This window comes from Sphingobacterium sp. GVS05A (assembly GCF_019969845.1).
Taxonomy (GTDB): Bacteria; Bacteroidota; Bacteroidia; order Sphingobacteriales; family Sphingobacteriaceae; genus Sphingobacterium.
Map to the genome: position 1 here is coordinate 83,693 of NZ_JAHXYR010000009.1, position 21,531 is coordinate 105,223.

At 39.7% G+C, this 21,531-nt stretch carries 19 protein-coding genes; 10 read left to right on the plus strand and 9 right to left on the minus strand.

Features of this window, described 5'->3' with window-relative positions; translation table 11 throughout:
• Positions 1 to 407 precede the first annotated feature (407 nt).
• The 4 genes from LC454_RS20715 to LC454_RS20730 all read left to right on the plus strand — a co-directional run bounded on the left by LC454_RS20715 (position 408) and on the right by LC454_RS20730 (position 5,443).
• Positions 408 to 1,352 (plus strand): FixH family protein, encoded by a 945-nt coding sequence (locus LC454_RS20715; protein WP_223584313.1) that lies wholly within the window; start codon positions 408 to 410, stop codon positions 1,350 to 1,352.
• Between the two features lie 5 nt (positions 1,353 to 1,357).
• Positions 1,358 to 3,346: a TonB-dependent receptor plug domain-containing protein gene (locus LC454_RS20720; protein ID WP_223584314.1), complete on the plus strand. Its 1,989-nt coding sequence runs from the start codon at positions 1,358 to 1,360 to the stop codon at positions 3,344 to 3,346.
• A 31-nt stretch (positions 3,347 to 3,377) separates the two neighbouring features.
• On the plus strand, positions 3,378 to 4,244 hold the full coding sequence (locus LC454_RS20725) for an MbnP family protein (protein ID WP_223584315.1): 867 nt from the start codon (positions 3,378 to 3,380) through the stop codon (positions 4,242 to 4,244).
• Positions 4,245 to 4,420: 176 nt separating this feature from the next.
• On the plus strand, positions 4,421 to 5,443 hold the full coding sequence (locus LC454_RS20730) for a cytochrome-c peroxidase (RefSeq protein WP_223584316.1): 1,023 nt from the start codon (positions 4,421 to 4,423) through the stop codon (positions 5,441 to 5,443).
• A 48-nt stretch (positions 5,444 to 5,491) separates the two neighbouring features.
• On the opposite strand, the gene folP is transcribed toward LC454_RS20730, so the two are convergent.
• The 4 genes from folP to LC454_RS20750 all read right to left on the minus strand — a co-directional run bounded on the left by folP (position 5,492) and on the right by LC454_RS20750 (position 8,423).
• On the minus strand, positions 5,492 to 6,331 hold the full coding sequence (gene folP, locus LC454_RS20735; RefSeq protein ID WP_223584317.1) for a dihydropteroate synthase: 840 nt from the start codon (positions 6,329 to 6,331) through the stop codon (positions 5,492 to 5,494).
• Entirely contained in the window at positions 6,328 to 6,807 is a 480-nt protein-coding gene (locus LC454_RS20740) for a DUF4920 domain-containing protein (RefSeq protein WP_223584318.1), read from the minus strand. Before LC454_RS20740 ends, folP begins: the two co-directional genes overlap by 4 nt.
• Before the next feature lie 188 nt (positions 6,808 to 6,995).
• Positions 6,996 to 7,574, minus strand: a complete 579-nt coding sequence (locus LC454_RS20745) for an L-threonylcarbamoyladenylate synthase (protein WP_223584319.1) — start codon at positions 7,572 to 7,574, stop codon at positions 6,996 to 6,998.
• Positions 7,575 to 7,604: 30 nt separating this feature from the next.
• Positions 7,605 to 8,423, minus strand: coding sequence for a 2,3,4,5-tetrahydropyridine-2,6-dicarboxylate N-succinyltransferase (locus LC454_RS20750; protein ID WP_077438248.1), 819 nt, complete (start codon positions 8,421 to 8,423; stop codon positions 7,605 to 7,607).
• Between the two features lie 174 nt (positions 8,424 to 8,597).
• On the opposite strand from LC454_RS20750, the gene LC454_RS20755 reads away from it, so the two are divergent.
• From LC454_RS20755 to LC454_RS20775, 5 genes are all read left to right on the plus strand, one after another.
• The gene (locus LC454_RS20755) at positions 8,598 to 9,008 is read left to right on the plus strand and encodes an RNA-binding S4 domain-containing protein (RefSeq protein ID WP_223584320.1); all 411 of its coding nucleotides are present in this window, start codon (positions 8,598 to 8,600) and stop codon (positions 9,006 to 9,008) included.
• A 101-nt stretch (positions 9,009 to 9,109) separates the two neighbouring features.
• Positions 9,110 to 12,241 (plus strand): SusC/RagA family TonB-linked outer membrane protein, encoded by a 3,132-nt coding sequence (locus tag LC454_RS20760; protein WP_223584321.1) that lies wholly within the window; start codon positions 9,110 to 9,112, stop codon positions 12,239 to 12,241.
• 14 nt (positions 12,242 to 12,255) lie between these two features.
• Positions 12,256 to 13,686, plus strand: coding sequence for a RagB/SusD family nutrient uptake outer membrane protein (locus tag LC454_RS20765; RefSeq protein WP_223584322.1), 1,431 nt, complete (start codon positions 12,256 to 12,258; stop codon positions 13,684 to 13,686).
• A 4-nt stretch (positions 13,687 to 13,690) separates the two neighbouring features.
• Positions 13,691 to 14,746, plus strand: a complete 1,056-nt coding sequence (locus LC454_RS20770; protein ID WP_223584323.1) for an isoaspartyl peptidase/L-asparaginase family protein — start codon at positions 13,691 to 13,693, stop codon at positions 14,744 to 14,746.
• Between the two features lie 28 nt (positions 14,747 to 14,774).
• Positions 14,775 to 15,617, plus strand: coding sequence for a cyanophycinase (locus tag LC454_RS20775; protein WP_223584324.1), 843 nt, complete (start codon positions 14,775 to 14,777; stop codon positions 15,615 to 15,617).
• On the opposite strand, the gene ytxJ is transcribed toward LC454_RS20775, so the two are convergent.
• From ytxJ to LC454_RS20800, 5 genes are all read right to left on the minus strand, one after another.
• Positions 15,618 to 15,947 (minus strand): bacillithiol system redox-active protein YtxJ, encoded by a 330-nt coding sequence (ytxJ, locus tag LC454_RS20780; RefSeq protein ID WP_223584325.1) that lies wholly within the window; start codon positions 15,945 to 15,947, stop codon positions 15,618 to 15,620.
• Between the two features lie 5 nt (positions 15,948 to 15,952).
• Positions 15,953 to 16,693, minus strand: a complete 741-nt coding sequence (locus LC454_RS20785; protein ID WP_223584326.1) for a hypothetical protein — start codon at positions 16,691 to 16,693, stop codon at positions 15,953 to 15,955.
• A gap of 147 nt (positions 16,694 to 16,840) precedes the next feature.
• The gene (gene ribH, locus LC454_RS20790; RefSeq protein ID WP_223584327.1) at positions 16,841 to 17,329 is read right to left on the minus strand and encodes a 6,7-dimethyl-8-ribityllumazine synthase; all 489 of its coding nucleotides are present in this window, start codon (positions 17,327 to 17,329) and stop codon (positions 16,841 to 16,843) included.
• A gap of 82 nt (positions 17,330 to 17,411) precedes the next feature.
• On the minus strand, positions 17,412 to 18,083 hold the full coding sequence (locus tag LC454_RS20795; protein WP_120261859.1) for a tetratricopeptide repeat protein: 672 nt from the start codon (positions 18,081 to 18,083) through the stop codon (positions 17,412 to 17,414).
• A 77-nt stretch (positions 18,084 to 18,160) separates the two neighbouring features.
• The gene (locus LC454_RS20800) at positions 18,161 to 20,155 is read right to left on the minus strand and encodes a polysaccharide biosynthesis protein (protein ID WP_410528666.1); all 1,995 of its coding nucleotides are present in this window, start codon (positions 20,153 to 20,155) and stop codon (positions 18,161 to 18,163) included.
• Between the two features lie 154 nt (positions 20,156 to 20,309).
• Between LC454_RS20800 and LC454_RS20805 the strand changes: the two genes are divergently transcribed.
• Complete coding sequence (locus LC454_RS20805) at positions 20,310 to 21,521, plus strand: alanine dehydrogenase (RefSeq protein ID WP_223584328.1); 1,212 nt, start codon at positions 20,310 to 20,312, stop codon at positions 21,519 to 21,521.
• The last annotated feature ends 10 nt before the right edge of the window (positions 21,522 to 21,531 follow it).

Consider the following 21,531-nt stretch of genomic DNA (forward strand, 5'->3'; position numbering starts at 1 on the left):
TTTTTGTTGTTCACGTAGAGCGACAAATAGTTCCTCGTGGTCACCTCATCCTGTTTAAGGAATAGTTTATTCCGATGAAACCATCATGATTTTTCAATCTTATAAGAGAACGAATAACCGAGCAAAGCGAGCTCATGAATGCCGCTGAAAACACACACTCGACGAATAAATCTGATCGCTTCATCACAACTGAATAAAAAATTAAACGGATGAAAACTTTATTTAAACAGGTTATCGGCTTTTTAGATGTCGGATTCCAGTTAATTTAGAAGATTCTACGGATAGGCTATGTATTGTTATCCCTTTTTGTTGGGCATACCTTTCTGTCGTCGTTTTTGTTGTCTTCTAACTATACTTACCCTACACTAAGATGAGTCTCCTGTTAACTAAGCTAAGATGGTATTTTTATGAAGGTAAGTATATTGATAAAAACAATAGTTTTTTATGTTGCTATAACATGCGTATTTCTCGGATCATGTACAAAGGGAAAAACAAATTATGAAGCCGAAAGAGGGGAAGTGGTTGAAGAAGATGTTGAATTTAAAGAGGTTACAAACTTTGTAAGCGCTGGTTACACGATTAGCATCGAGGCGTTGAATGGCGTATTGTATCGCGGTTATAATGATATCCGCGTGAGAATCAAGAACACGCAAACGAATACTCCTCTGGAAGTGTCCAGCATTACATTTTTGCCAATCCAGACTGCTGTTTCAGGAGAGAAAAGATCATGTCCAAATCAGTATAATTTCAGTTATAAATCGGACGATAAGTATTTCTCGGGTTATACAGTTTTTACCAGCGAAAGTGGTGCGGAGGGCAGTTGGGAAATCAATGTCAATTTTACAGTTGGCAGTCAAAATTTCTCTGTGATACAAGAAGTATTGGTCCGACAACAAACCAATAAAAATCTGAATATGACTATGTTCAGAGGGAAAGATGATGAGCAATATGTCATAGCATTGGTTTCTCCAAAGAAGCCTAGTGTTGCTGAAAATAAATTGGTCGCTGGTATCTATAAATTGAATAAGCCACTTGATTCTTCATCGAAGAGCATCGCTGATCAATTGCAGTTTTCCTATTCGCAAGTCGATCGTTATACACTGAAGTTAGACCCACGTATGCCTGAACCGTCTATGGGCAATCACTCGTCTCCCAATAATAAAGATTTGATACAGGAAGCGGATGGTTTATATCATGGTATTGTGAATTATACGATGACAGGCAACTGGACCTTAAATTTCATCTTGTTGAATCCAGATGGAAAAGTAATCCGTGGTACCGAGGTGCCAAAGGATTTTACCCCGGGAGTAGAGGGTCGTAAAAGTGAGTTGTACCTTGATATCCTATTCTAAGAGTTATGAAGAAACTAAGTGTTATTCTTTTTATTCTTTCTCTTGGATTGAAAGTACATGGGCAAAGCATCCCAGTAAAAAGAGATACAACGAGACGTTTGGGGGAAGTCAATGTTGAAGCGGCGATCAAGCGAAAGATTGAAAGTGACATGAAAATGGCCGTCTCCGTCGATGAATTTTTGGCTTCATCAGACAATATCAGCTTTATCAAACGTGGGGCCTATGCATGGGAACCCTTACTGAATAACATGAGTACTGAGCGTTCCACAATCACAATTGATGGTATGCATATTTTTGGTGCCTGCACAGATAAGATGGACCCCATAACTTCCTACGTGGAAAGCAATAACCTTTCTTCCATTGATATTAAATCTGGGCAAGAAGGGAATATGCATGGCGCGACAGTGGCTGGAAGTATTGATCTCAAAAGGAGAAGTACGCCTTTTGGTCTGCAACAAAAAGTAGGTGGTGCGTATCAGACAGGTTTTGAGTTTAACAATAAACAAGTATTTAACCTTGGAAATCTATTCTATTCAACAGATAATTTCGTTGCTGATGGTAGTATTGCCTTTCGTAAAGTCGGTAATTATTATGACGGAAACAACAAGGAAGTACTGCACTCGCAATATAATAAACTGAATGCATCATTGGGTCTAGCCTATAAGACAAGTCCACTTTCTGCCATCAGGGTAGATGCGATATTTGATCGGGCAAAAGATGTTGGCTTTCCAGCTTTACCGATGGATCTATGGTTATCACGGGCGATTATTACATCAGCATCCTATAAGCAATTGTTTGAGGAAGGGATGGTAAAAGTGTGGGATACCAAAGTTTATTTCAATGCCGTGGAGCACTATATGGATGATACGACACGGCCGGAGAATTTGGTACATATGGATATGCCCGGATGGAGTACAACCTATGGATTGGTGTCAAAAATAAATTTAAAGAAAGACCGATATTCTTCAGAAGTACAGCTAAATGCTTATGATAATCTTTCGATAGCGGAAATGCGGATGTACCCACAGGATCGATCCAAACAGACCATGTTTGCCTATAGCTGGCCCTGGGTAACAACCCGTTTTGCGAGTCTTGCAATGAATAATTCCTGGGAGATTTCAGATCGGAGTAAAGTGAACTTGGGTGGATCGTTGGGCTGGAACTACAATTATTCTAAATATGTGGAATTTAACTGGATTTTTCATCCGGGAGCACCGCAAAAAAAGAATAGATGGCTTCCAGGGCTACATGCCAGTTACGAGTTAAACTTAAATCAGTTTGATATTTCTGTCGGAACAGGGTTTGGACATCGTGCACCATCCGTTTCCGAAGCCTATGGTTATTATATCTACAATAGCTTTGACCGTTACGATTACATCGGAAACCCTGATCTCAAAAATGAAATCTCTTATGAGGTTAATGCCAGTGTTGGATTCAAAACGGAAAAGCTAAGTGTATCCGCAAAAGTGAACTACTTCTACATCGACAATTATATCATCGGACGGATTTTGAGTTTAGGAAGTCCTATGAATTATCAATCCGTTGGTGTGAAGGGTTATACATCTTTAAAGTATGGGACGCTGTTTAATACAGCGATGAGCATAGATTATAAAGTCCTGGATAACCTGCATTGGAAAGCGGTGCTAACCTACGCTAGAGGTAAGGACGACGAAGAGGGGAATCTCCCTTTTATACGGCCGTTAAGCTATCAGACAGCACTTCATTATGGCTATAAAAGAATAGGCTTGCGGACTTCATTAAATGGGGATTTTGCCCAGACCAATTACAGTCCAGCCTATGGTGAAGATCAAACGGCTTCCTATAAAATATGGAACTTATCTGCGGATTACAGTTTCAGCCTCGGCAAGTTCAAATCTGTCTTTCAGGTTGGAGCTGAGAACCTGTTGAATGAATATTATAGTACCTATGCGGATTGGGGAAATATTCCGCGAATGGGACGGAATATTTTTACCTCCCTAAAAGTCAATTTTTAAAAAAATCAATCACATTTAAATAACACATACAATGAAAAAATTAACGAACTATCTAATTTTATCTGCTGTTTCATTAATAATGATTTCCTGTAGCAAAAACGATAACAACCCCGTAGCAAATAATATTAGCTTACATTTTAACAATACATTTAAAAATAACACCATTGTCCTTGGAGGAGCTGAATCTACTGATGCTACCGTTACCACATCAGAAAAGGATCAAGCACACCACCTCTCGGAACTTAAGTACGTTGTCAGTAATATTCGACTTGTTAAAACAGATGGGACTGAAATTCCTTACAATGTAAATGACCTGGATAAAGGGGCTACTGTGGTTAACCAAAGCAAGCAAGCGAGTTTGGATTATGTATTGACCAATATACCTGTAGGGGAGTATCGTCAGCTCAAATTTGGATTAGGGGTAAAGCAAGAAATCAATACATTGGATCAGGTCAGATTTCCGCTGTTTTATGCTGCAGCGGGAGCTAATGATACCGATATGATGTGGCAATGGGCTACGGGATATCGATTTACGAAGATCGAAGGATTTTATGGCGGTGAAAATAATGCATTTCAGGTGCACACTGGAAGTACACTGAATGGAGAGGGAGGTAAACCTGAAACATATACGCAGGGCGTGGATGCTTATCGCGATATCACATTGGATCTAACGACGACTGCTGTTGTGGGAAGCAATACACCTAAAATCACGATCAAAGCTGACTTTGATAAACTCTTAAGTGGAAAAACAAAAGTAATCCTAACGTCGAAAAACGCAACAACACCGAGCCTTCATAGCAGCATGGCAGCCATGGAAGTGTTTGTAAACAATATTGGTGGTGATGGTAAAGAGGATAAAAGCGGCATGTTTTCTGTCGAGCGTGTCGAAAATAATTAAAGGAAATATAAATTGATAGCAGGGCCATCAGGAACTTAGGAATATTCAGATTGGAATGTCTGTGCTGTTCCAATGATGGCCCTGTCTTAACATAAAATCTAACAGACCCTTTGTTCGTTAGTAGGGAACTATAGCGGTATAATACCCCGATTCTTATTTGCAAATCATTTATTCGAATGAAAAAAGTAATCTGCGTTTTAAGTGTTTTGTTGATTGTGCTATCCTGCAGTAAAAGGGATATAAACGAATCAATCAAGGAGGACAACCCAGAAATTTCTCTGGAGATACCAGCTGAATTTTCAGCGCTAAATGGCTCCGTAGTACAAAATAGACCTACAAAATATGGTGTTGAATTGGGCGAGAAATTATTTAATGAAAAGAGGTTCAGCGGAAATAATACGATTTCCTGTGCGAGTTGTCACAATCCCAGTCTAGCTTTTTCAGATGGAAAGCAACAGGCTGTCGGAATTTATGGACGGGTGGGACTTCGTAATACCCCTGCAATTCAGAATATGGCATTTATGAAGTTTTATAATTGGGATGGAAATATCCTGCAATTGGAAAAACAACCTCTCGTTCCGATTATAACACATGAAGAAATGAACTCTTCTATTCTTGAGGTGATTGGTAAAATTGCTGTTGATACCGATTATAAAAAATTATTTCAAAAAGCATTTGGCGATGCAAGCATAACGGCTGATCGAATTTATCGCAGTATTGCACAATACGAGTATACATTGATCTCTGCAAATAGCAAATATGATCGTGTAAAAAGAAATGAAGGGGAGCGATTTACAGCGGAAGAAGAGAGAGGGTATACTACTTTCAAGAGTAAATGTGCAAGTTGTCATAGTACAGCGCTATTTACTGATCAAAGCTTTAGGAATGTAGGGTTTCCATTGAATCCAAATTCAGAAGAAGTCGGCCGTGGCCGGGTCACAGGGCGTATTGAGGATCAGATGGCATTTCGTGTTCCGTCGTTAAGAAATGCCATGTATACGGCCCCTTATGGGAGTTTTGGTCAATTTCCAACTTTAAGATCTGTTTTGGATTATTTCGATAAAGGCGTGTTAGCAGCGGAAAATCTCGATCCTATTCTTAAAGAAAACGGTAATCGAATTCCATTATCAGAACAGGAACAGCAGGATATTATCGCTTTTATAGAAACATTAAGTGATCCAACATTTATTGGGAGGTAAATATGAGATACCCGGAACGATGTTTATACAAATAGTGTGCACATTGCTCTAATAGAAGAGATCAACAAGCTGTTTAGCTTCTGCCACATCATGGACACGGAGTATCTGTACACCTCTTTCCAAAAGTAGGGTATTTAATGCCGTTGTACCATTGAGTGCTTCTTGGGCTGTAGTACCCAATTTTTTGTAGATCATGGATTTACGTGATATGCCACCTAAAATTGGTAGACCAAGATAGTGTAATTCATCGACCCGATAAAGCAGCTCGTAATTTTGATCGATTGTTTTGGCAAAGCCAAACCCAGGATCGAGGATTATATCCTTTACACCCAGATCTCTTAAACGAGCTATACATTGTCCCAAAAAGGTAGCAACATCAGTCACGATGTCGGTATATTCGGTTTGTCCTTGCATGGTTTCTGGAGTTCCACGCATATGCATGAGGATATAAGGCACCTGATATTTGGCTACTGTTGCAAACATCTCCTCATCAAGCGTGCCTCCTGATACGTCATTGACAATATGTACACCCGCGTCAATGGCTTCTGCAGCGACATCCGCCCGGAAGGTGTCTATGGATAAGATCGCTTCTGGAAAGGCGTTTCTGATTGCCAGGATAGGGGGAAGCGCTCTGTCCATTTCTTCCTGAGAAGAGATTAATGGCGCGCCGGGACGTGAAGAATAGGCCCCAATATCGAGGATTTGAGCGCCTGCCGTTAAGAGACTACTTGCTTTTTCCAGCGCTTTCTCTACCGTGGTATTATCTCCACCATCAAAAAAGGAATCTGGTGTAACATTGAGAATACCCATAATAACAGGCTTGTCAAATGTCATTAGCTTTCCACCTACATTGATGGATGGGGCAGTTGCTGTTTGAAATTTTTTCATCTTACGACAAGAACCCCATCAGCAACAATATTAATATCGTTTTTTGGCTGAGTAATCTGATTTATTTCGGCTTGAGATTTACCGAGATCTTTTGCGGCATGTTGCAATGAAGCGACTGAAGTTTCTTTCCGCTTGGCTACACCTTCGACAACAACTGTCTTACCGATGATATCTGCGGGCATAAAGAATCCATAATCTTTAAAACGTACCATGATAGGTTCCTCTCCATCGCGTTGTAAGGTCATGAAACAGCCTTTCTTTTTGCAGACTTCAACGACTTTGCCTTCAATTTTACCATTGAAGGTATTCTTGCTACTTAGTTCTTTTTCCAGTTTAGCAACAGAAATCGCTTTATTAGCCTGAATTTCCTTTCCATATTTCACACCCGGTTTCGCTGAAGGAATCTCCTTTTTCTGAGCGTATAATTGCGTGCTTACAGCAATTGCCAATGCAAAAAATAAAATGATCTTTTTCATCTGTATAAATTATTTGTTCATCAATCACGCTGCCTTCGGCGGTTTCAATTTTGTGATGAAGCTATCCGGTTTACTCCCTGAGCTCACAGGCTCGATTTTCATCGCGTCTATATGAAAGCTGCATGCAAGATAACTAACACCGTTTATTCAATCTACTGTGAGTTTGAGTACATCATGATGGATTTATATTACTTTCGAATAAATTCAAATTTACCACTTGGGTCTAGCTTCATAATGGTAGACGATTTACCATCAGTCTTCACATGCCTGTCGTATTCAACAATATAGTCTACACCTGCTTTGATCTCTTCAGCTATTTCGTCAAAATCTTTCGCTGTTGGCTCACCACTAATATTTGCTGAAGTAGAGATAATAGGTTTACGGAAACGTTGTAGAAGCTGTTCACAAAAAGGATGTTTGACAATTCGAATGCCAATCGAACCGTCCTCTGCAATGGCATTGGGAGCAAGATTTTTGGCATTCGAATAGACAATTGTTAATGGCTTGTCTGTATATTCAATAAGTTGATAAGCAACATCAGGGATTTCGTTGACATAACTTGCCAATTGGTTGTCGTTATGTAAAAGGACGATCAGACTTTTGGACTTATCTCTTCCTTTCAATTGAAAGATTTTCTCTACGGCATCAGGATTAGTGGCATCACAGCCTATCCCCCAAATTGTATCTGTTGGGTATAAAATTAATCCGCCTGCTTTTAACGTTTCCAACGCTTTGTTCAAATCCTCACGATCCACAAATGCACTCATTTTTTATTTCTTTTAGTTCTGACCTTGAATTTAGACAGCTACATTATGCTCACGCAGAGCATCATTTAATGAAGTTTTCTTATCAGTAGATTCTTTACGTTGACCAATGATCAATGCGCAAGGAACTTGATACTCGCCAGCTGCGAATTTTTTAGTATACGATCCAGGGATAACAACCGAACGGGCAGGTACATAACCTTTGTATTCTACAGGTTCAGGACCAGTAACATCAATAATTTTGGTTGATGCAGTCAATACGACATTAGCGCCTAATACAGCTTCTTTTTCTACGCGAATTCCTTCAACAACGATCGCTCTTGATCCAATAAATACATTGTCTTCGATGATAACCGGAGCAGCTTGAACTGGCTCAAGTACGCCACCGATACCAACACCTCCACTTAAGTGTACATGTTTACCAATTTGAGCACAGGAACCGACTGTTGCCCATGTATCTACCATGGTACCTTCGTCTACATAAGCACCGATGTTAACATAAGAAGGCATCATAATTACCCCTTTCGCTAAATAAGCACCTAAACGAGCAGAAGCGCCAGGAACAACACGCACACCCGTGTGTTTGTAATCCGTTTTTAACTTCATTTTGTCATGGAATACAAAAGGACCTGCTGTCATTTCACGCATATCGTTGATCGGGAAATACAAGATCACAGCTTTCTTGATCCAGTCATTTACATGCCATCTCGTGCCGATCAATTCCGCTACACGGATTTCACCGCTGTCTAGCTTCATGATCACCGTACGGATTGCTTCTGTATATTCTTTATACTCCAATAATTGTCTATCTTCCCAAGCTTCCTCAATCAATTTTTTAAGTGGCTCTACCATATTATTTGTTTGCTTATTTGAATTTGTTTATTTTGATGTACAAACTTAGATAAAGTTGCATTTAAAAGCAACTTTATCGCTCTCTCCCTGCCATGAAGAAAATGTTCATAGGGGAAATATGTTAATTTCCGTGGGAATACCACGATAATTTGCTAATATAACTATTTTTGTACTATGGCTGCAGCATCAGAAAAATTGAGAATTGATAAATATTTATGGTCGATAAGATTGTTTAAGACAAGAACTTTGGCAACCGAAGCCTGTAAGGCAGGACGGGTCAAGCTGAATGGTCAAAATATTAAACCCTCTTACGAAGTTAAAATCGGCGATGTCTATCATATCCAAAAAGGAATAGAAAAGAAAGTTGTTAAAGTGATCGGTCTTCTCGAGCGGCGGGTGGATGCAAAAACTGCTGTTCAGTTTTATGAAGATCAAACACCTGTAGAAGATACTGTAGGCTACAAATCGGTATTTCAGGCACCTGTGCTTAAGCGAGACCGTGGAACAGGGAGACCTACCAAGAAAGACCGCCGAGAAATAGATGATTTACAGGCATCCGACTGGTGGGACAAAGAAGATGAATAAGGCAAAAAACATTTCATTTGTTCGATAATTATTTGCATTTTAGGTTAGCTAAAGTTATCCATGTTGATACGCTTTACCACTGACCAAAAATGTAGATAATTATGAGAGGTAGCATGCACGCACAGGCGCTGATGACACTAGCGCTCGCCCTAAACCTAGCACCAACTATTGCCAAGACTGGAAGCAAATCCATCTCATCTGCCAATCATGGAAATTCATTTGTACTGTTGCAACAAATTATTCGCGGAAAAGTTATTGATGAGAAGGGCCAGGGCATCGGAGGCGTCACTGTCAGAAATTCGACGGCAGGAACAACCGCACAGTCTGCTCCAGATGGTAGTTTCAGTATAGCCGCAAAACTAGGGGATCAATTGGAGTTCTCCTCCGTGGGCTATGGTCGACAGCGTAATACTGTCAGTGGTTCTGGGCCGCTAACGATTGTATTGGCAAATAAGAGCACGGTGTTGGAGGATGTGACGGTGACAGGATATACGAATTATTCGAAAAAACAGTCCGCCAATGTTTCAACGACAGTAAAAGCAAAAGATCTGGAACAGGTACCTATGGCTTCTGTTGACCAAATGCTGCAGGGGCGTGTTCCGGGGATGAGTGTGATGGCTAGTTCAGGACAACCCGGTGCTACTGCTTCTGTCGTTATCCGGGGAATTGGTTCCATAAATGGTATTTCGGATCCTCTGTATGTGATCGATGGAATTCCTATTGCCACATCTGAACTGAAGAATTTCAGCGCGAATGATTTTGAATCTGTCAATGTATTGCGCGATGCAACAGGAAAATCTTTATACGGATCCAGAGGTTCAAACGGTGTTATAGTTATCACGACAAAAAAAGGTAAATCTGGCCAGCTAGCTGTGAATTTTAACTCTCAATATGGTCTTTCCAAACTGACACGGCCAAAATTCCAAATGATGAATACACAGCAACGTTTGCAATTTGAAGAAGAATTGGGGCCCTTTGTCGATCCAGATAACAATGAAGGTATAGGTCCCGGATGGACTTATTCACCTAAAAATCCCGACGTAGCGGGTGGAACTTCCGCTTATAAAGCGCGAGCAGCTCAAATTTTGGATAGTTTGAGAGGGATTAATGTTGACTGGCGTGATTACTTCTTTCGTAACGGAAAGTTTATGGATCAGCAGGTGAATATAAGTGGAGGCGGGGAGCATGTGCGGTTCTATAGCAGTGCAGGATACTATAAACAGGAGGGTGTTGCCATTCGATCTGGTCTTGATCGGTATACCTTGAAAAATAATGTAGATTTTGATAAAGGGAAGCTTTCAGGAGGTGTAAATGTGACCCTTGGGTATACAAATTCGAAATTTACCGAAGGTGTAGGAGCTTCACGTGTCGGATCGTCTATGGCATCGGTTTATTATGCACTACCTTATGAATATCCGTATGCACCGGACGGAACGCTCATTCATTTTGGTAATGAAGACGATTACTTTATTTTGGATCAGCGTGAAGGGAGTGCCGGATTGGAACGTCTGCTCAACTCAAGTAGCTCTTCTGAGTTGTTTAATACCAATGTTGGCCTCAATCTAAATTATCAATTGCTACCGACCTTAAAAGTTCACACCCGATTGGGTATAGACTATAATACGACTACCGGCCAAGATTATATCAACCCGGATTCTTATTATGGATCACGGGATCGAGATCCGACACTTGGGGGAAAGGGATTATTTGCAGAAGACAATCTCCGGTCTACCAATGTGATCAGTACCACAGGATTAACCTATCAAAATACTTTTGACGAAAAGCATAATTTGGAGCTCTCGGCTTATTTTGAATATTTATATCGACGTAACCGCGCCTTTGGGTACAAAGGTTACGGTATTGATAGCCGTCTACCGGAAAATCCGAATGGTGTAACTGTAAGTCCGACCTATTTACCAGCCATTTTGGGTGGGCGGACCAAATATGCATTGGCTTCGTATATGGCCCTGGGAAGGTATACTTATGACAATCGTTACTCGTTGACGGCAAGTTATCGTTATGATGGCTCTTCCCGTGTAGCGGAGGCGAATCGTTGGCATGGTTTCTACTCCTTCGGCGCAAATTGGAATGTCAAGGAAGAGGAATTCTTGAAGTCCAATGAATTCATACAAGGCCTATCCCTACGAGCTAGTTACGGTACCACGGCCAGTACAATCAATGGTGATTTCAATTACTTAGCAACTTTTAGAAAGGACATTACCTATGGTGGTGAAACAGCCATTCGTCCTTATGATCCCGGAAATCCAAATTATGACTGGGAATATGTGGATGAATTCAATGCTGGATTTGATTTAGAGCTTTTTTCATCAAAGCGGCTTCGTGTTGCCATGGATTATTATAATAAAATAACCAAAAACATGTTTTTTGATCAGCCGATTTCCTTGACATCGGGATTCTTGGATCGTAAGCTACCATTGAGTACGGGCAAGATGCGTAATAGAGGGGTGGAAATGAGCTTATCCGGTGATGTCATTAAGAGGGAAGATTGGGGGCTGACTTTAGGGGTCAATGCTTCCTATAATAAAAATACCATATTATATCTTTCTGATGCATTGACAGAGGTTTTAGATGGAGATACACGGATCATGCGTGTGGGCTTGCCATATGGAACCTATTATGCACCTGAGTGGGCAGGGGTTAATCCCCAAACGGGTGATGCGCAGTATTATAACCGCGATGGTAGTATAACAACCGAATACGATGAAACTTCACAGGCCGTTACAAAATCTGGCAGTATGTTTCCAAAGTGGGTTGGTGGGTTTAATACAACTGTCCGCTGGAAGAGCCTCTCGTTGGATGCTTTGTTTGCATTTGTGAGTGACGTCCGCCGTTGGAATAACGAGGATTTTTATAATGAAAATTCAGGCTATATGACGAGTAACCAAAGTATACGCATGCTTACTGATCGTTGGAAGCAACCGGGAGATAATGCCATTTTACAGCGGATTGATGTACCACGCGAATATACGTCCAAAGATATTCAGGATGCCTCTTTCCTCAGATTACGGAATGTCAATTTAGTTTATCAGTTTCCGAAAACATTGTTTGGGGATCAAAAGGTAATTAAAGGATGCCGAATTTTCTTTCAGGGGCAAAATTTATTGACCTGGACGTCCTGGAGGGGGCTTGATCCCGAAAATAGTGAAGGGATAAGTCGTTTTAACTATCCAGCTCCGAGAACATATACAGCAGGATTCAGTGTTAATTTTTAAAAAGGACTACGGCAATGAAATCATTTAAAAATATATTAGTAATCGGCCTCTTTACTGTGGGTTTGTCGACTTTCTATTCCTGTAATAAATTAGATCTAAAACCTTCAGATACGATTGATCCCGAAAAGGCTTACCGTAATCTGGATGATATCGATATGGCCATCAAGGGTGCTTACGCTGGTATGACCTATACACTCATAGGAAATAGTGTGGTTGTCTCGGATGAAGCAATTTATCCACTGGAAAACACCGTCGGAAATGTTAGTGCTTATCGTTGGCAATATACAGCCTCAAGTTTATCGGTGACGAGTGCTTTTGGTGAATACTATGTGGTCATAGATCGTGCGAATCGCGCTTTGGCAGGACTGGAAAAATTGGAGAAAGTAGATGCTGATAAGAAAAAGCATTACCAAGGCGAATTGCTTGCAATCCGTGCTTTTGCTCATGTTGAGCTTTTGAGAGCTTATGCAGCGAGCTATGAGCCTACAGCATTGGGGATTCCCTATATGTTGAAGTCTGAAATTGGACATCCATCACGGAAAACAGTTGCCGAAGTAATCAGTTTAGTCAAAAAGGACATTAATGAGGCTTTGGACTTAATTGGAGATGAAGAGGCTGTTTACCGCTTTTCTAAAACGGGTTTGTATGCATTGCAGGCAAGAGCCGCTTTATATGCAAAAGATTGGCCACTGGCAATTGCTGCTTCATCAAAAGTCATTGCTGCAAAGCCATTGGCTGATAGGACTTCTTTTCCAAAAATATGGTCAGATGAGAGTTCCAATGAAGTGGTTTTTTCATTGCGTAGGACTGCAGCAGATCTACCCAAAGAAGATGGTTCTCCAGCTGAAGGGCCTATCGGAGCGATGTTCTTTAGGCAGGATGGCGAAATAGCACTTTACACACCTTCCAATAAATTGATCGCTTTATTTAACAAGAATAAAGATATTCGTTTTGGAAGCTATATTCTCGATGATCCCAATCGGGGAGCAGGGAAACAACAGTATCTGATTGGAAAATATTTGGGCCGTAAAGAAGCTGATGCAACAGCTGGTCTTGTGGATGTTAAATTATTTAGAACGGGGGAGATGTATTTAATTCGGGCTGAAGCTAATGCCGAAACAAATAAGTTCAATGAAGCAAATAATGATTTGAACGTCTTGCGAAAAGCTCGAATCCAAGATTATCAAAACCAAGTGATTGCTTCGAAAGAGGAACTTATTGATGCTATTTTAGTGGAGCGCTACAAGGAGTTAGCATTTGAAGGCCATCGTTTTTTTGATTTGAAAAGAAGGAAAATGCCTATTCGTAGAGGTGCCCAAGATGCTGTAAATACGGCGGGAGCAATATTGTTGGAGTCGACAAAAGCACAATACAATCTTCCTATTCCCGCAGATGAAATATTTGTCAACAAAAATATGGTGCAAAATCCTGGTTATACAAAATAATAAAATGAAGATACATGCAATGATAGCCATGATTATTGGAAGTGCTGCGGTTGCAGCTTCTTGTAATCACAATGGCGTAAAGGAAAAGCAAGACATGGTGAAGGAACAATTTGTTCTGGCAATTCATGGTGGCGCAGGGACAATTTTGAAAAAAAATATGACTGACTCCATGGAGCAGGCGTATAAAACAGTTTTAGAGCAGGCTCTACAAGCTGGTTATAACCAATTGAAGAAGGGGAATTCCAGTTTAGATGCCGTTGAACAGGCGATTCATGTAATGGAAGATTCTCCTTTGTTTAATGCAGGCAAGGGAGCTGTCTTTACGAATGAGGGAAAAAACGAATTGGATGCTTCTATCATGGATGGAAAGACATTAGCTGCTGGTGCAGTTGCTGGAGTCACCACCATTAGAAATCCAATTTCCGCAGCGCGTGCGGTCATGGAGAAATCGGAACATGTCATGATGGTGGGCAAAGGAGCAGAAGAGTTTGCCAAAGAAGCTGGTTTGCAAATCGTCGATCCATCTTATTTTTGGACGAAAATGCGTTGGGATGCCTTGCAAAAAATTAAAAAAGAGGACAGTACCAAAACACAGCTGGATCATGATCAGAAACAGAGTTCCCGTTTGGGGATTCTTAATAAGGATTCTAAATTTGGGACAGTGGGTTGTGTCGCATTGGATAATCATGGTAATTTAGCTGCGGGTACTTCGACCGGTGGGATGACGAACAAAAAATTTGGTCGTGTTGGCGATTCACCAATTATTGGCGCAGGGACTTATGCTAATAATGCAACCTGCGCGGTTTCCTGTACCGGTTGGGGTGAATTCTATATTCGTAATGTAGCCGCATATTCTGTTTCGGCCTTAATGGAATATAAAAATGATAATGTATGGCATGCCGGTCAAGCTGTCATTGATCGCATTGGCAAAATGGGCGGAGATGGTGGAATGATTGTTATGGATAAAGAAGGTCATGTCGCCATGCCGTTTAATACCGAAGGGATGTATAGAGGGACGGTGACAAAGGAGGGTAAGATAAAAGTAGAAATTTATAAGTAATCAAACGTATAATCTAAGGAAAGCTGTTATGAAAAAGTTGTTGTGTATTATCGCGGTAATCGTTTTGTGTTCTTTCACCTACCAGAAATCACGAATTTCACCTAAAGGAACATTGTTTGTCATTGGTGGTGGGTATAAAGATGAACATCTGATGGAAGCTTTGGTCGAAGCAGCGCAGCTTTCACCAAAGGATTACATTATGATCTTACCGATGGCTTCGACGGTTCCCGATGAGTCTGTAGAGGGGATGGTAAATCAACTAAAGGAAGTGACAAAAAATAAGATCACCAGTATTAATTTTTCGAAATCGGATGCTGAAGATCGGAAGCTAGTTGATTCGGTACGCCATGCAAAACTGATTTATATTACAGGGGGAGATCAAAATCGTTTTATGTCGATCGTAGCGCATACAGCATTGTTCGATGCGATTCATGCAGCTTATCAACAAGGTGCGTGTATAGCGGGAACAAGCGCCGGTGCCGCTATTATGAGCGAGACAATGATAACAGGTAATCAATTAAAAGATTCGGTCTATCGGCCTACCTTCAATAGACTGGAACATCAAAATTTAGAGACAGCCAAGGGTCTGGGATTGATAAAATCTGCGATTATAGATCAGCATTTTGTAAAGAGAAGTCGATATAATCGACTTTTTACTGCCTTAGCGGAGTTCCCTGACAAGACCTGTATTGGGATTGATGAGGGAACTGCTATCATAGTTCGACAAAATACTGTAAAAGTGGTTGGGGAATCCCAAGTAATCGTGGCCAAAAATCCACGTGGATTAAAGAAAAAATCCAATGGAGTGATCACTTGGGATAACCTTACATTGAGTGCCTATGATGAAGGCAAAATATTTAAGATCAAATAATTATAGGTATTTTTCAATTTCGTCAAATTGAATATCCCCATGTGAGGCATCATAAAGGCTGTTTTTACCTTCGACAATCAGTATCTGCGGTGATTGATGCTCAATATTCCATCGTTGAGCAATTTCATTGGAAAGTGCCCGGTAGCGCAACAGGTCTAAAAGATAAATAGAATAGTCCTGATCAACAGTATTTGACATCCGTTCTAAGCTGCGTTTTGCCATGTTACTGATACCACAGGTTGTGCTGTGTTTGAATATGGCGGACACCTTATCCGATTGATAAAGTTCTTGTAATTGTTCTTCTGTATTTAATTCTATCCAATTGATCATAATAACTATAATTCTTTAAATTTCTTTTGCTCGACTTGCACAAATGAAGATATCGAAGAGAATACACAGGTTCTCTTGTCGTTGCTTGAAGCACTAAACAAACTAGGTAGACGTATTCCATCACCTATTTCTTTGTATTTGCTTACCTCATAACTGATTTTTTCTGTTTTATCAGTGTATTCATAACGCGTAATCTCACCGGTATTTTGATCTATATAGATTAAACCGTCTAGTTTGAAACCGAGAACTGGACCTGATGATGTAATACTTGCAACTGTTAATTTTTGCCCGCCAATAAATCGTTCTTCCTGATTTTTAAACTGAACACTTCTTTGCTCTATAAGTGTGGGTAACAGGAGCAGATTTAAATCTGCAAAAAGTTGATTTTTTATGGATTTCTTTATTTCTTGACCGTCAGTAGATACATTGCCCGCAATAAAAAGCTTATCTGTACTGCTTCTTTTAAAATTGAATAAATAGGTCACCTGATCAGATCCGCTAAATCCATCGAATCTACATTCTCCTGTTGTACGGTTAAAGAGGAATTTACGTTCTTCATTGGACAACTCTTCCGATACTGTATTACCCTTTGCAGAAAAAGCGAGATACTGTAAGGAATCCCATTTACCTTGGCCACCAATACTGCGCCAGATTTGCTTATTCAGGCTATCATCTTGAGCAGATAAATGCCCTAAAGAAAGGAATGATAGCATAAATGCTAAGAGTATGTTCGATAATGTTTTCATAATCATATCTAAAAAATAAAAATCGATTAATAAGATATTATTATACTTTATTAATCGATTTATTTAAAATTAAAGTACTTGTGCGTTTCTATGTTTTAGCCAAGAATACTTTTTCATGATTAAATAATAGACAAAATTGATACCAAACTAGAATTTTTTAGCAATGGCAGCCATTTGTATTGCCGTAATAGCAGCTTCTTCACCCTTATTGCCATGTTTTCCACCGGCACGGTCCAAAGCTTGTTGAAGATTGTCTGTAGTCAGTACACCAAAGATAACCGGTTTGTTGTACTTCATTCCTACGTTTGAAACGCCATTAGCTACCGCATGACAAATAAAATCGAAATGGCGAGTTTCTCCCTGGATTACACAACCCAGACAGATAACAGCATCAAAGCTTTGATTTCTCAATGCCAGATCTGCTCCAGAGGTCAGCTCGAAGCTTCCTGGAACCTCGATAACTTCGATATTGCTTTCTTTTGCACCATGTTTTTCTAAACCTGAGATAGCACCGTTCAATAGTGCACCAGTAATTTCTGCATTCCACTGTGCAACTACGATTGCAAATTTGAATGGACTCGCATCCGCAACTTGGATATGCGAAAAGTCTGATAGATTTTTAATGCTACTTGCCATAATAGATGCAAAGATAGTGATTTTAGATGGTCACAAAAAAAGAGGCTATCAAATAGCCTCTTTTTTGTGTATTTATGATTTCTTATAAATGTGCTTGTACTCTACCCAATAGACCGTCGATAGTAGAAGCTTCTTGGCTTTCTGGAAAATCTGTTTTGATCTTTTTGTAAGCTGTTTCAGCACTTTTGTAGTCATTTTGTGCCTCATAAACAAGACCTAATTTTTTTAGGAATAATGGAGTTGTATATGAGTTGCTCGATTTTTCAGAAGCTTGTTTGTAATAATCCGCTGCTTTTTTATAGTCTTTTAACTCTGAATAAGCATCTCCTGTCAAACCAATAACTAGTGGGTCTAAGATTTGACTTCCTGTAGGGGAATATTTTTCTAATGCTTTTACAGCATCATCAAATTTACCTTGACGTAAGTAAAGACCTCCTAAATATGCATTTGCAATATTTGCAGATTTTGTATTTGAATATTCGTCTGCAATTTGCTTGAAACCAAGGAATGCGCCATCTCCTGAAATCGCTTTATTCTGTAAAGAATCAATTGTAACAAGCTGCTCGGCCTTATACATACGATTCGATGCTTCCTCTGCTCTTGGTTGCAAGTAAAGTTTTTCGTATCCAAAGTACAGCAAAATCAATACAACGATACCACCTAAAATAAACGCAACGCTTTTTTGGTTATCTTGAAAAAAAGATCCTTTTGAAGGTTTCAAACCTTGATTTGTATTATTTGTATTTTTAGACATTACTAATCAGTAAAATATGGTTGCAAAAATACACTTTTCGAGCAAATTTGCAAGTGTTTTACAAATTTTAAAGTGAATTAACTTTTGTTTTCAGACTCATTTGATAATTCGATTTCTTTATCCAGTTGTTCATAGATCGAATTTTTACTTTTAAATTCCGGAACAATAAGCTTCATTTGATAGACGACCTCATTTTTATTTTGCGTTGCTAACCGCAATTTTAATTCCGCTAGTTTCAGGCTTACAATGTTATAATTATTTTCACGGACCTTGGCGATCATAATTTTCTCATGATGCGTCGGAAGGGTGTTTTCTAGATCGTTTAAGAGCTCTTCATATAATTTTTCACCTGGTCTTAGACCTGTAAACTTTATTTCGATATCTTCATTCGGTTTAAATCCGGAAAGACGTATCATCTTCTTGGCAAGTTCAACGATCTTCACTGATTTACCCATGTCAAAGACGAATATTTCTCCACCCTGACCCATTGCTCCAGCTTCAAGAACAAGCCGGCAGGCTTCGGGGATAGTCATAAAATAACGTGTAATTTCGGGGTGAGTTACTGTAACAGGGCCTCCTTTTTGGATCTGATCTCTAAATCTAGGAATAACAGAACCATTTGAGCCAAGAACATTACCAAAACGTGTGGTAATAAATTTGGTATTGACGTCTCCATTCGATAAGCTTTCCAAATGATTGTTTAGGGCCTGTACATATATTTCGGCAATTCGTTTTGTCGCCCCCATAATATTTGTTGGATTAACAGCCTTGTCTGTAGAAACGAAAACGAATTTTTCGACCTGAAATTCCACCGCCAGATCAGCTAGGTTTTTAGTACCCATAACATTGGTTTGTACAGCTTCAAGTGGATGGTTTTCCATCATAGGTACGTGTTTATAAGCTGCCGCATGATATACATAATGTGGTTTGAATGTTTCAAAGAGTAAACGCATTCTTTTTGTACTTCTGATATCTGCTATATAAGTGTGATATACCTGATTTGGAAACTCGTCTTGTAAATCCAGTTGTAAATTGTGCAATGGGGATTCCGCCTGATCACAGAGAATAATCATTTGAGGCTCATATTTACCCAATTGTGAGGCGATTTCGCTCCCTATTGATCCAGCTGCACCAGTAACAAGGATCCTTTTACCTTTGGTTTGGTTTAGGATATGATCGTCATTGATTTTGATTGGATCCCTTTCTAAAAGATCTTCAATTTTTATTTTTTGGATCTGATTGGGATTAAGATCCCCATTCATGATTTTTTTGACAGGTGGAAGTGTTAATATACTTACATTTCGCTCTAAAGCAATATCCGTGATTGCATTCTTGCGCTCTGAAGGAATATTATGTGATGCTATAATGACTTCTTCAACATTTAAGGTATTGATCAGATGATTAAACTTCTTGGATGAATAAATTTTCGTTCCATCAATCACTTTGTTGATCTTCTGGTCATTATCATCCAAAAAACCAATTATAGCATTTTTCGATCGTACATCATGATCTAATGTTCTTTTTACGGCGATACCGAGATCACCTGCGCCATAAATCAAGGTTTTCTTTCTGGTGCCATTGACCTTTTTTGTATAGAGAAAGAAAATTTTAATAATAGTTCGATATACTGTTAATATTAAAAATGAGAAGAGCGCAAAAAAGATAATTAACGCCGTGGGAATATTCCGTTCAATTTCATTTGCTTGAATAATCAGTTTGATGACTAAAAGCATGAACACGCTAAATATTATGGTGGATAATATTCGGATGGAGTCAATCGCGCTCGTGTAACGAATTATCCCCGTATACATCTTGAATAAGTAAAATGATAGGGAGCAGACGCTTATAAATAGGATATACCTTATGCTGAAATCTATGTCAAGGAGAAAGTCGAAGTTAAAATCGTAATAAATGACGTTTGCAAGGAGATAGGCTATAGAGACACTGAAAATATCCAATAAAAAAATGATCCATCTGGGTACTATACTGATTTTACTTAGCATGGTATTATATCTGATTAATTTAGACAAATGTAGATAATTTTGTTTCATTCCCATGGTCTTTATATGCATTAATCTTCCACAGCATATAATGGTTCCAAAAGGATAATAGGAGATCTATGATTTGTGTTATTGCTTCGACAACGATGAGGTATTATGACAATTTTATCTTCGTTTGATTAGATTGATTATTTATTGTAATTTTAACTAAAGTCAATTTAATAAAATGAATGAGTTAGGGAAGCTTGCGAGTCAGGCCATGATTTCTCCAAAAGAAATGCTTTTTGAGAAGAAAAAGAACGGGAAAAGTCTTTTTATTGGGATCCCAAAAGAGATCTCTCTTCAGGAAAAGCGTATATGTCTGACACCATTGGCAGTAGCATTACTGGTCGAAAACGGGCATGAGGTATTGATTGAGACCGGAGCCGGAGCCGGAGCAAATTTTTTGGATCACCATTATAGTGAACAAGGAGCTCGGATCGTGTCATCCAGAGAGGAAATATACCAGGCCGATTTGATCATTAAAGTTGGTAGTCCTACCGTCTCTGAGGTTAAATTGATGAAAGAAAGGCAATTACTCTTGTCTTCCCAACAGCCTTCCTTAATGAATGTTGAGGTGTTAAAGGCGCTGATGCATAAGAAGATTACCGCGATATCCTATGAATATCTGCGGGATGAGGGGGGATGTTTAGCTGTGGTGCGGGCGATGAGCGAAATTGTTGGGGCGACGGCGACTTTGATCGCTGGAGAGTATTTAAGTAATGCTTTTGGTGGAAAGGGACTCATGCTAGGTGGTGTTACAGGAGTAGCTTCTACAGAAGTCGTCATTATAGGCGCGGGCACAGTTGGGGAACAGGCTGCACGAACAGCCTTGGCGCTGGGTGCACAGGTAAAAGTATTTGACAACTCAATTTATAAACTCCGTCGTTTGCAAAACAACCTCGGCAGTCTTGTATTCACTTCGGTTATTCAACCAATTATTCTCAATAAAGCAGTAATAAGTTCAGATGTCGTTATTGGTGCATTACGCGCACGCAATGGCCGCTCTGCTTGTGTGATTTCCGAAGAAACGGTTTCAAAGATGAAACCGAACTCGGTTGTAATAGATGTCAGTATCGATCAAGGCGGGAATTTTGAGACATCGGAAGTAACGTCACATGATAAACCTGTTTTTCGGAAATTTGATGTCATTCATTATTGTGTTCCCAATATAGCTTCTCGGGTCGCTCGTACAGCGACTTATGCAATGAGTAATATTTTCACGTCCATCTTGCTGGACTTCGCCGAGTTGGGCGGATTGAAAAATGCGATTTGGAAAAGCCCAGGGATAAGAAGTTCAATCTATCTGTACCAAGGCAACCTAACCAATGCCGATATCGCTTCCCGATTTAATATGACGGCAAAAGATTTGGACTTATTGGTAGTTTCTTCACTATAAAGGACACCTC

Coding starts and splice junctions, on each gene's coding strand:
- LC454_RS20715 (WP_223584313.1), top strand. CDS start 408: ATGAAGGTAAGTATATTGATAAAAACAATAGTTTTTTATGTTGCTATA.
- LC454_RS20720 (WP_223584314.1), top strand. CDS start 1,358: ATGAAGAAACTAAGTGTTATTCTTTTTATTCTTTCTCTTGGATTGAAA.
- LC454_RS20725 (WP_223584315.1), top strand. CDS start 3,378: ATGAAAAAATTAACGAACTATCTAATTTTATCTGCTGTTTCATTAATA.
- LC454_RS20730 (WP_223584316.1), top strand. CDS start 4,421: ATGAAAAAAGTAATCTGCGTTTTAAGTGTTTTGTTGATTGTGCTATCC.
- folP (WP_223584317.1), bottom strand. CDS start 6,331: ATGAAAAAATTTCAAACAGCAACTGCCCCATCCATCAATGTAGGTGGA.
- LC454_RS20740 (WP_223584318.1), bottom strand. CDS start 6,807: ATGAAAAAGATCATTTTATTTTTTGCATTGGCAATTGCTGTAAGCACG.
- LC454_RS20745 (WP_223584319.1), bottom strand. CDS start 7,574: ATGAGTGCATTTGTGGATCGTGAGGATTTGAACAAAGCGTTGGAAACG.
- LC454_RS20750 (WP_077438248.1), bottom strand. CDS start 8,423: ATGGTAGAGCCACTTAAAAAATTGATTGAGGAAGCTTGGGAAGATAGA.
- LC454_RS20755 (WP_223584320.1), top strand. CDS start 8,598: ATGGCTGCAGCATCAGAAAAATTGAGAATTGATAAATATTTATGGTCG.
- LC454_RS20760 (WP_223584321.1), top strand. CDS start 9,110: ATGAGAGGTAGCATGCACGCACAGGCGCTGATGACACTAGCGCTCGCC.
- LC454_RS20765 (WP_223584322.1), top strand. CDS start 12,256: ATGAAATCATTTAAAAATATATTAGTAATCGGCCTCTTTACTGTGGGT.
- LC454_RS20770 (WP_223584323.1), top strand. CDS start 13,691: ATGAAGATACATGCAATGATAGCCATGATTATTGGAAGTGCTGCGGTT.
- LC454_RS20775 (WP_223584324.1), top strand. CDS start 14,775: ATGAAAAAGTTGTTGTGTATTATCGCGGTAATCGTTTTGTGTTCTTTC.
- ytxJ (WP_223584325.1), bottom strand. CDS start 15,947: ATGATCAATTGGATAGAATTAAATACAGAAGAACAATTACAAGAACTT.
- LC454_RS20785 (WP_223584326.1), bottom strand. CDS start 16,693: ATGAAAACATTATCGAACATACTCTTAGCATTTATGCTATCATTCCTT.
- ribH (WP_223584327.1), bottom strand. CDS start 17,329: ATGGCAAGTAGCATTAAAAATCTATCAGACTTTTCGCATATCCAAGTT.
- LC454_RS20795 (WP_120261859.1), bottom strand. CDS start 18,083: ATGTCTAAAAATACAAATAATACAAATCAAGGTTTGAAACCTTCAAAA.
- LC454_RS20800 (WP_410528666.1), bottom strand. CDS start 20,155: ATGCATATAAAGACCATGGGAATGAAACAAAATTATCTACATTTGTCT.
- LC454_RS20805 (WP_223584328.1), top strand. CDS start 20,310: ATGAATGAGTTAGGGAAGCTTGCGAGTCAGGCCATGATTTCTCCAAAA.